This is a genomic window from Methanocrinis sp. (assembly GCF_049974945.1).
Taxonomy (GTDB): Archaea; Halobacteriota; Methanosarcinia; order Methanotrichales; family Methanotrichaceae; genus Methanocrinis.
In genome coordinates this window covers 6395-14050 of sequence record NZ_JBNGCU010000017.1, presented here as the reverse complement: position 1 = coordinate 14050, position 7656 = coordinate 6395, and the positions used below count along the sequence as shown (strand labels likewise).

Annotated in this window: 11 protein-coding genes and 1 tRNA gene; 6 read left to right on the top strand and 6 right to left on the bottom strand. The window is 61.9% G+C overall.

The window, feature by feature from the left end; all coding sequences use genetic code 11:
• Positions 1-244, top strand: a 244-nt coding sequence (locus ACP5EL_RS03040) for a tetratricopeptide repeat protein (RefSeq protein WP_428400968.1), incomplete at its 5' end; no start/stop codon positions are given.
• A gap of 50 nt (positions 245-294) precedes the next feature.
• Here the strand turns inward: ACP5EL_RS03040 and ACP5EL_RS03035 are convergent.
• The 4 genes from ACP5EL_RS03035 to ACP5EL_RS03020 form a co-directional block, all read right to left on the bottom strand.
• A tRNA-Ala gene (locus ACP5EL_RS03035) sits at positions 295-366 on the bottom strand.
• Between the two features lie 24 nt (positions 367-390).
• Positions 391-657: an elongation factor 1-beta gene (locus ACP5EL_RS03030; protein WP_428400967.1), complete on the bottom strand. Its 267-nt coding sequence runs from the start codon at positions 655-657 to the stop codon at positions 391-393.
• 9 nt (positions 658-666) lie between these two features.
• Positions 667-834 (bottom strand): HVO_2753 family zinc finger protein, encoded by a 168-nt coding sequence (locus ACP5EL_RS03025; RefSeq protein WP_428400966.1) that lies wholly within the window; start codon positions 832-834, stop codon positions 667-669.
• A 10-nt stretch (positions 835-844) separates the two neighbouring features.
• Positions 845-1528 carry a uridylate kinase gene (locus tag ACP5EL_RS03020; protein ID WP_428400965.1) on the bottom strand — a complete coding sequence of 228 codons (684 nt, stop codon included), beginning with the start codon at positions 1526-1528 and terminating at the stop codon, positions 845-847.
• 227 nt (positions 1529-1755) lie between these two features.
• Between ACP5EL_RS03020 and ACP5EL_RS03015 the strand changes: the two genes are divergently transcribed.
• The 4 genes from ACP5EL_RS03015 (at position 1756) to ACP5EL_RS03000 (ending at position 5993) form a co-directional block, all read left to right on the top strand.
• The gene (locus tag ACP5EL_RS03015) at positions 1756-2145 is read left to right on the top strand and encodes an NUDIX domain-containing protein (protein ID WP_428400964.1); all 390 of its coding nucleotides are present in this window, start codon (positions 1756-1758) and stop codon (positions 2143-2145) included.
• Positions 2146-2174: 29 nt separating this feature from the next.
• Positions 2175-3872 carry a glutamate--tRNA ligase gene (locus tag ACP5EL_RS03010; RefSeq protein ID WP_428400963.1) on the top strand — a complete coding sequence of 566 codons (1698 nt, stop codon included), beginning with the start codon at positions 2175-2177 and terminating at the stop codon, positions 3870-3872.
• 7 nt (positions 3873-3879) lie between these two features.
• The gene (locus ACP5EL_RS03005) at positions 3880-4074 is read left to right on the top strand and encodes a hypothetical protein (protein ID WP_428400962.1); all 195 of its coding nucleotides are present in this window, start codon (positions 3880-3882) and stop codon (positions 4072-4074) included.
• A 113-nt stretch (positions 4075-4187) separates the two neighbouring features.
• Positions 4188-5993 (top strand): vWA domain-containing protein, encoded by a 1806-nt coding sequence (locus ACP5EL_RS03000; protein WP_428400960.1) that lies wholly within the window; start codon positions 4188-4190, stop codon positions 5991-5993.
• Positions 5994-6037: 44 nt separating this feature from the next.
• Here the strand turns inward: ACP5EL_RS03000 and mch are convergent, their stop codons facing one another.
• Positions 6038-7012 (bottom strand): methenyltetrahydromethanopterin cyclohydrolase, encoded by a 975-nt coding sequence (mch, locus tag ACP5EL_RS02995; protein ID WP_428400985.1) that lies wholly within the window; start codon positions 7010-7012, stop codon positions 6038-6040.
• 128 nt (positions 7013-7140) lie between these two features.
• Between mch and ACP5EL_RS02990 the strand changes: the two genes are divergently transcribed.
• Positions 7141-7431 (top strand): hypothetical protein, encoded by a 291-nt coding sequence (locus ACP5EL_RS02990; protein ID WP_428400959.1) that lies wholly within the window; start codon positions 7141-7143, stop codon positions 7429-7431.
• A 32-nt stretch (positions 7432-7463) separates the two neighbouring features.
• Here ACP5EL_RS02990 and ACP5EL_RS02985 read toward each other — a convergent pair.
• On the bottom strand, positions 7464-7656 hold a 193-nt coding region (locus ACP5EL_RS02985; protein ID WP_428400958.1), incomplete at its 5' end, for a hypothetical protein.

Genomic DNA, 7656 nt, shown 5'->3' with positions numbered 1-7656 from the left:
CGTCCTGGGGATGATGGGACGGTATATGGAGGCGATCGCCTCCCTCGACCGGGCGATCGATATCGATCCCTTAGACCATGAGATCTGGATGCTCCGGGGCTTTCTCTTCCTGCGGCTGAAGAGATGGCAGGAAGCCCTCAGATCCTTCGAGCGGGCGGCCGCCCTCAGCCCGGAAGACGGATACCCCCGGTACTGCTGGACGCAAACAGCCGAGGAGGCGAAAAGAAGACGAAGCCGGCGTTAGAAGATTAGCTATCTGGAACGCAGATAAGAGGGATCTATCGGCATAACAGATGGACTCGGCGGGATTCGAACCCGCGGCCTCTACCTTGCGAAGGTAGCGATCTACCCCTGATCTACGAGCCCCAATCGAAACGGGAAGATAGGCCTTCAGAGAAGCCCTACCTCTTCCACCTCTACCGACTGGACGCCCTCGACCCCGGCGACGGCGGCCTCCAGCCCCTCGGTCCCGGTGACGCCCTCCGCCAGGATCACGGCCACCATCAGAGCCTTCAGGCCGAAGGCGATCGGCTCTTCAGCGAAACCGTGGAGCCTCGCCCCTTCAGGAAGGGCGGACTTTATCGCCTCCTTCATCTTCTCCATGTCGACGTCGGCGCCCACGGGCATGACCTTCAGCTTAGCAGCAACTTCTCCCATCTCGTCACCTCAGGGACCCAAAAACCCGCAGCTGGGGCAGGTATAGGGGTTGCTCTGCTTTCTGCACCTGTTGCACCTGGCAATTATCTCCCCACAGTTTGGACAGGGAAACCTGGCACCAACCGGCCCGATCAGCGTTACTCCGCATGACATGCATCTCTCTGATTTTTCAGTCATGTTACTCTCTCTACCTGCTTTGATCGATCCCAGGGTATAAACTTTCCCTCACGTCAGGACCGCTCCGACCAGGATCTCGCCCTCTTATAAGGGTTCCGCCTCTCCCGATCTTTAGGTTCGCGATGAACCTGTCGGGGTCTCTTCCGTCGAGGACGAGACAGACGTTGCCCGACCGCCTCAAGATCCGAAGAGCGCCCTGGTCGATGCAGGTCTCTCTTCCGATGAGAGACTCTGCGTCGATCTCCCCTTCAACCCCGCCATTCAGGATCACGCCTTCGACGTCCGTCGCCTTGACGAAGTCGGCTGAAAGCCTCGCGGCCGCGAAGGCGGCGACGGAGTCGGAGGTGTAATCCCAGCTGTGCAGAAGCCCACGGTCGTCTTTCATCAGAGGACGGTAGGGGAGGAGGATCCGAACCCCGGAGGCGGGCCTTGATATCTCGTCGGTCAGGCTCGCCCCCGTGCCGTCGGCCAGAAAGTGAGCATACTCTTCCATGGCCAATATCGCCATCCAGTGAGCAGCCTCCTCCGAGATGCCGTATCTCCTGTAGATCTTTTTCACCAGATCTGCCATGGGGCCGCCTCCAGGAACTACGAGAAAGGAGCTGCCGTCCTCTGAGAGAAGAAGGAGGCGCCTCACGATATCTCGAGAGACCCCGATCAGACTTCCGCCAATCTTAACTACGCAGAAGGTCATGCCAGCTCCAAGGCTCGCCAGGTATATCTGATCTGCTGAACGTTCGTTCAGCAGATTGAGTATGGGCGGACGATGTTAAGAGAAGAGCGCAAAAGCCGATATTGGATGTAGGGTAAAGGAGGGAGACTAAGTCCATCGACTTTTGCTGTTCTGACCTACGTCATTTGTCGAATATAAGCCTTTCGGTAGGCCACTGCCCGTGAGTCTATATAAACGTTGTGGTAAATATGAAGACCCCGATGCTGGCAGTCGACGCCCTAATCCTCTTCGGTGAGGGGATCGTGCTGATAAGAAGAGAGAATCCTCCCTACCAGGGCTCTTACGCCCTTCCCGGGGGGTTTGTGGAGGCGGGAGAGACGGTCGAGGAGGCGGTCCGAAGGGAGGCGGAGGAGGAGACGGGCCTGGAGATCCGACTCTTGAAGATGGTGGGGGTGTACTCGAGGCCGGATCGAGACCCCCGGGGGCACGTCGTCTCGATCTGTTACCTCGCCTGGGGGAGGGGCGAGCTCGTCGCGGGGTCGGACGCGAGGTCTGCAGAGGTCTTCGACCCAGAGAACCTTCCGCCCCTCGCCTTCGACCACGCCCGGATCATCCGGGACGGGCTGGAGAAGCTTTAAGATCTCTTCGGTCAGGAGATGGGTCTTGCATGGCCGACGATATCAGGGAGATTATAGAGAAGTACGCCCTTCAGAACGCAGTGAAGTACAGGGCCGCGCCCCAGGTCGGCGCGGTGATGGGAAAGCTGATGGGCGAGCACCCGGAGCTCCGGGCCAGGGCGAAGGAGGTCTCGCCCCTCGTCGCCTCGGTCCTCTCGGAGGTGGCGAAGACCGGCCCGGAGGAGTGGGAGAAGAGGCTCGCGGAGATCGCGCCGGAGCTCTTGGCAGAGATCGGCGCGAAAAAGGAGCCCGAGAAGGGCCTGACGGGGCTTGTGGGGGCCGAGGGAGGGGTGGTCATGAGGTTTGCACCAAACCCCAACGGCCCGCCCACCATAGGGTCAGCCCGCGGGATCATCATCAACTCCGAGTACGTCAAGAGGTACGGCGGCAAGTTCCTCCTCCGCTTCGACGACACCGACGCCGTCAACAAGAGGCCGATGCCCGAGGCTTACGGCTGGTACCTGGAGGACTCCGAGTGGCTGGGTGCCGTCCCCGACGAGGTGGTGATCGCAAGCGATCGCCTCCCCCGATATTACGAGATCGCTAGAGAGCTTATCCGGAGGGGCGGAGCCTACGTCTGCCGATGCGACCAGGCCTCATTCAAGGCTCTTAAGGACGCGGCGAGGCCCTGCCCCCACCGGGACCAGAGCGTCGAGGAGAACCTGGCCCTCTGGAGTGAGATGATGAACGGCGGCCTGGGGCCGGGAGAGGCGGTTCTGAGGGTGAAGACGGACATCGTCCACAAGGACCCCGCCCTCCGAGACTGGGCGGCCTTTCGGATCGTGACCGCCGACCATCCCCGGGTCGGCGAGAGGTACAGGGTCTGGCCGCTCCTGGACTTCGAGTCCGCGGTCGAGGATCACCTCCTGGGGGTCACCCACATCATCAGGGGAAAGGATCTGATGGACAGCGAGCGGAGGCAGAGGTACCTCTACGGCCACCTGGGATGGGAGTACCCGACGACGATCCACTGGGGGAGGATCAAGATCCACCAGTTCGGCTCCTTCAGCACCAGCGCCCTGCGGCGAGCCCTGGAGGCAGGAGAGTACTCCGGCTGGGACGATCCGGGGATGCCGACGGTCAGGGCCCTGAGGCGGCGCGGGATCCGGGCCGAGGCCCTCCGAAAGTTCATGATCGAGCTGGGGGTGGGAGAGACGGACATCAGCATCAGCATGGACTCGGTCTATGCCGAGAATAGGAAGATCGTCGACCCTGAGGCGAAGAGGCGCTTCTTCGTCAAAGACCCGGTAGCGATCGAGATCGCTGGGGATGTGCCCGAGGTCGCCAAGGCCCCCTTCCACCCGACCCTGGACCTGGGACGCCGGGAGATCCCGGCGGGATCAAAGCTCCTCGTCATGTCCGAGGACCTCAAAGACCTCAAGGTCGGCGGATGCCTCCGGCTCAAAGACCTCTGCAACATCGAGATCGTCTCCATCGACCCCCTCCAAGCACGGATCATAGGGGCCGACCCTCAGCAGGCGAAAAAGATGAAGCTTCGGATCATCCACTGGGCTCCCCCCGACGGGGTCTCCGTCCGGGTGATGCGCCCCGACGGCGTCGACACCGGAATCGGCGAAGTCGGGATCAGGGATGACCTCGGCCAGGTCGTCCAGTTCGAGAGGTACGGCTTCGTCCGGATCGACTCGGTGAAGGACGACGAGGTCGTCGCCTACTTCGCCCACCGGTGAGCGGCTCATGCAGCTTGAGGGGATCTCCGGACTCGCGAGGGGAGGCGCTGAACTGGCCGAGGCCGCAGTCGACGGAAGGCTGATCCCGAGAGCGTTTTTATCTGCCTCGTTCCTGAAGGCGGGCGCGCCTAAGATCGGCCTCAACGCCGCCCTCTCTCCGATCCTCCGCCCTCTTGTCAGGCGCCGAATATTCGGCGGCTAGGGCGGGAGGCGATTGAAACCCGGATCGGAAAAATACAAATTGGACTGGGTCTGCGATCTCAAGATCATCTTTTTACGCAAGAAAGTAGCTCCAGTCAGGAGAGGAGCGATCCCATGATCAGAAGGCAGTTCCTGCTGGCGGCGCTGATATTCTACCTCGCCGTCGGCTCCGGAGAGGCGAACCTGACCGTCACCCACAGTCTCTGCCCCGACCAGGTCTGGCCGACGGGCTCGGGAAGGGAGCCCGCGGCCGGGTGGGTGGCCCTGACGGTGACCGGCGATAGCCTGCCGAAGGTGGTGCCCCTGGACGTGGTCCTGGCGATAGACAGCTCGGGGAGCATGGCAGAGAACGACCCCACCGACAAGAGGCTCGATGCCGCCAGGAACTTCGTCATGAAGATGGACCCGGCCAAAGACAGGGCGGGGCTGGTCAGCTGGGACGAGGGGATCGACTTTTCCATACCCCCGACGGAGAACTTCGCCCGGATCATGGAGGCGATCGGGCGGGTGGACAGCGATAAGAAGACGAACCTGGACCGGGGGCTCAAAGAATCGATCGACCTTTTGGCCGCAGGCTCGACCGGACCCGATGGCGGCGAGCGGGCGAGGTTCGTGATCTTTCTCTCCGACGGCGACGGCGAATATACCCGAAGCGGAAGGGCTGGCTCCCAGACCGACAGGGCCAGGGACGAGGGGATAGTGATCTACTCGATAGGGCTGATGCTCTCCGGCTCTCCCGCAGAGAGGGGCCTGAAGGAGATGGCCGAGACGACCGGGGGGAGGTACTACGAAGCCTGCAACGGCTCGGCCCTGGAGTCGGTCTACGAGGCGATCGGGGAGGAGGTGATAAACGTCGTCGGAAGGGACGTTACCATCAGCTACGCCCTCCCCAAAGAGGTGACCTCTGGCGGCTACTCGGTCCCCCCCTCCTCCCAGAGGACCGGGCCGGAGGAGAGGATTCTGACCTGGGATGCAGGGGATATATCGGCCGGCGAGACCTGGTCGACATCCTTTGCCGCAGGCTCCGGGACGAAGGGTATCTTCGAGCTTGGGGGGGCAAGCTCCGAGGTCGCCTACAGACGGCGGAGCGGCTTTGTAGAGAGCCTGAAGATCGAGGGGCTCTTCCTGGACGTCACAGAGCCTCGGTCGGGAGCGTCGACGAATCTGGACGTCGCCCTGAACTTCAGCGCCCTGAAGGAGACGATAAACTCGGTCCACCAGGTGGTGGAGGAGGGCGATGCTCACATCCTCTGGAGGTTCTCCGGATGCGACACTGGATGCGCGAGAGACTGGGCCCTCCTCTCCCAAGACGGCCGGATCGTCGTAGCGAGCCTCCGTCCCTTCAGCCTCGCTGCGAGAGACGCCCTCCTCCAGGAGATTCAGACGGTGATGGAGATGATAGAGGCCAGCGGCACAAACCTCTCCGAGTACGAGAGGTCGGAGGCCAAAAACTCCGCCCAGTATTACGCCGATGACGCCGGGATATACCACGAGATAAGGTACTCCTTCGGTGGCGACTTCGACCTGACCCTGGCGGTCCCCGACTGCACAGTGAAGGAGGCGCGGCTCTCGGTCATCGGAGACGAGCTGGACCGCTTCGGAGGGGCCGCAGATCAGGAGTACTACATAGACGGCGATTACGTGACCGGCTGCGAGCTCCACGACTTTCCCTGGGACGGCTGGTGCACCGCAGAGGACGCCGAGATAACCGCGAGGATCCAGCCCGGGGACCACAGGGTCTCTGCGAGGAAGGTATCAGACCCGCACACCATGATCATCGAGGTGATCACGGCTGAGAGGCCCTCAAAGGACTTTTTCCTGTACAGCGATGACTATCGGTCGGTCTGGGTCCAGGCTACTTCCAACGCCCTCCGCTCTCCAGCTGAGATGCTCTCCATATCTTCAGGCGACCTGGAGTGAGAAGGGATGGTGAGCCATCCCTCCTTCAGATCTGCCTGAGCCTTCTAGCTCTCCCGGTTTGCGGCCTCAAAGCCGAAGGACTCCTTGAGCACCTGAAGGTTGAGCCTTCCCGCCACCAGGGTCCGCCTGGTCCTGAGGTCGTTCATGACGACCTTGGCGGGGGCGAAGACGTTGTGGTCCACCTTGAAGAAGTCGAAGCCGCACTCCTTGAAGGTCTTGTAGAAGGGCGCTCCGTAGTCTCTGGAGGTATCGGAGGGGGTCGCCTTGAGGTAGCCGAGGAGCTCGTCGAAGGGCTCGTAATCGACGGTGTAGTAGGTCTCGCCGCCGTAGATGATGGCGTCGTTGGAGGCGCCCATGCACCTGGTGGCCTTGCCCACGACCGGGGCTATGGGGGCCCGGCCCCAGCCGGTCTTTATCGTCCTTATGTCAAAGCCCATGGTGAAGAGCTTGTGAAGCCCAGTCTCCACCACCCTCGCCGAGACCTGGACGAGGCCAGCCACCGAGTCGGTGGGGGCGACGGCGAGCCTGAGGTCGGCGGGATCGATGCCGCAGGCCTCGGCGATCTCGTCGGCGGCCTCCCTGTCGGGGAGGGCGTCCGACTCCAGGAACAGTACGCCTACGTCTGAATACTCCTCAAACTCCAGGGCCTCGTAGAGGTCCTTGGTCTTCCGGGCGAGGGCCCGGGCCGGGCCGGAGCCCATGCCGAAGTAGCTGCCGGCCTTGATCTGCCACATGGCGCACTGGGAGGCCATGCAGGAGATGGCGGGGTGGTCCGTCGTCACCTGGACTGCGGGGATGGTGATCCCGTCGATCTCGAACGGCGCTGGCTGGATGTCGGCCAGGTCTGCCATGCAGAGCCTGGCAAGGCAGATCCCGGCCCCAAGTCCCCCCTGAGCTTCAACCCCGGCGTCGACGACCACCGTCCCATTCTCCAGCTCGACCACCCCGATCTGGAGCTCGTCGGCATAGTCCAGCATCTCCTCGAATACCTCTAATCCAAGCTCGTTCAAAGACTGCAGAGTTCTCACCTGAAGTAGCCGAGATGCAGGAGCCGATATAAATTTGGCGATGACAAAAATTTGATGGAGACGACCATAGACGGAGGAAGATGCCAAACCTTTTCAGCAGGGACCGATCAGGTCAGACCATGTTCGAACCGGATGAGGAGTCGACGGTCTTAGAGATGGTCTGCGGCTTTTTGGATATACCGCAGGATGATATGATGAAGATAGGCGATGAGACCAAGAACGCCGTCTTCGGCCCCGATCTCGAAAGCGAGGAGGAGGCCGTGAAAAGGCTCAGAGGCATCCTGGAAGGGATGTCAAAAGAGGAGGCGGTGATCGCGGGCATGTTCATCTCGGGCCTTCTGCGATGCAACCTGGCGCAGCAGCGGATGGGGGCGATGAGAGGATCTGAGAGACCCGGCGAGGCCGGGTGAGAGGCCAGCTCGATGAAAAGAGGGACAGAGATTCAGATGGCCGTACCCGCGCCGAGGGCGAAGGACCAGGGAAGCCTCTTTCTGTCAGGCCTTGGTGATCTGTCCCTGGTTTTGTCACGATCTCCGACGGGATCGGCTCTCAGGGGCTCGTAGAGGTCGAAGTCTGCGAGACCGGAGATCGGCTCCGGTCCTGCTCCGGGCCCCGTCTCCATCGTCATCATCATC

What these genes read in the sequence shown, in the direction of transcription:
- ACP5EL_RS03030 (WP_428400967.1), bottom strand. Translation starts at nt 657, where the DNA reads ATGGGAGAAGTTGCTGCTAAGCTGAAGGTCATGCCCGTGGGCGCCGAC.
- ACP5EL_RS03025 (WP_428400966.1), bottom strand. Translation starts at nt 834, where the DNA reads ATGACTGAAAAATCAGAGAGATGCATGTCATGCGGAGTAACGCTGATC.
- ACP5EL_RS03020 (WP_428400965.1), bottom strand. Translation starts at nt 1,528, where the DNA reads ATGACCTTCTGCGTAGTTAAGATTGGCGGAAGTCTGATCGGGGTCTCT.
- ACP5EL_RS03015 (WP_428400964.1), top strand. Translation starts at nt 1,756, where the DNA reads ATGAAGACCCCGATGCTGGCAGTCGACGCCCTAATCCTCTTCGGTGAG.
- ACP5EL_RS03010 (WP_428400963.1), top strand. Translation starts at nt 2,175, where the DNA reads ATGGCCGACGATATCAGGGAGATTATAGAGAAGTACGCCCTTCAGAAC.
- ACP5EL_RS03005 (WP_428400962.1), top strand. Translation starts at nt 3,880, where the DNA reads ATGCAGCTTGAGGGGATCTCCGGACTCGCGAGGGGAGGCGCTGAACTG.
- ACP5EL_RS03000 (WP_428400960.1), top strand. Translation starts at nt 4,188, where the DNA reads ATGATCAGAAGGCAGTTCCTGCTGGCGGCGCTGATATTCTACCTCGCC.
- ACP5EL_RS02990 (WP_428400959.1), top strand. Translation starts at nt 7,141, where the DNA reads ATGTTCGAACCGGATGAGGAGTCGACGGTCTTAGAGATGGTCTGCGGC.